Origin of the sequence: Enorma phocaeensis (genome assembly GCF_016901575.1) — a bacterium.
In the GTDB taxonomy this organism is placed as follows: Bacteria; Actinomycetota; Coriobacteriia; order Coriobacteriales; family Coriobacteriaceae; genus Limicola; species Limicola phocaeensis_A.
Genome location: NZ_JACJKQ010000060.1, coordinates 1 through 920, shown reverse-complemented (window position 1 = coordinate 920; position 920 = coordinate 1). Strand labels below are relative to the sequence as shown.

At 69.7% G+C, this 920-nt stretch carries 1 protein-coding gene; it reads right to left on the bottom strand.

The window, feature by feature from the left end:
• A partial coding sequence (gene istA, locus H6A15_RS10180; protein ID WP_204673642.1) for an IS21 family transposase occupies positions 1 to 888 on the bottom strand: 888 nt, incomplete at its 3' end.
• Positions 889 to 920 lie beyond the last annotated feature (32 nt).

Sequence of the window (920 nt, the reverse complement as noted above, 5' to 3'; positions counted from 1 at the left end):
GCGCTCGCGGGCGTTGAGGGCGTCGACGAGCCTCCGCACCTCGCGGTTCAGCTCGTCGAGGGACGTGAGGCGCTCGTCGGCGAGCGGTGCGAGCACCCACATCTCGCACAGGTCCACCGCCTTCTCCACCGCGCCCTTGTCCCTCGGTTTCCCCTCCCTGGCCGGCACCACCGCGCACCCGTAGTGCTCGGCCATCTCGAGGTAGGCGTCGTTGACCTTCACCGGGTCGGACCTCCTCCTGCGGTCGGTGGCGGTGGCGCAGTTGTCCGGCACGAGGACGTCGGGGACCCCTCCCGCCGCCTGGAACGCGTGCACGTGCGCCTGGATCCAGGACCGGCTGCGCATGTCGGCGAAGCACTCGGCCCATATCCAGCCCGACCAGGGGAAGACCGCGACGAACAGGTAGGCGGGCGACCTCCCGCCCGTCACCGGGTCGAAGACCGATGCGGTGAGGCCCGCCCAGTCCACGTGCATCGTCCTGCCGGGCTCGTGCGCGATGCGCGCCGCGAGGCCGCGGGCCCTCGCGTACTCGCCGACCTTCTTGCAGAACTGGGAGTATTGGTAGAGCCTCTTGCCGCCCGGGTTACAATCGAGGTAGCGCGCCCACTGCAGCGAGAGCGTCATCTTCGGCACCCTCGCGAGCTGGTCGCAGACGCGCTCGTAATCGGGCTCGAGGTACTCTTCGCCGCGCTTCGACCTGCCGTCGGCGAAGAGGCCCGAGACCTCCGCGTCGGTCATCGACTCCAGCCTCTCCGAGTCGATCCGCCCCTCGTCCATCTTGGCGGCGCACTTCGCCACCGTCGCCTTGCTGCACCCGAGCGACCTCGCCGCCTCGTTCCAGCTCACCCCCTTCAGCAGCTGGCGCATTATCTCCTTCTTCGTGGCCATGCGGGCCTCCTTTCGACGGGTCGGGGGCACCC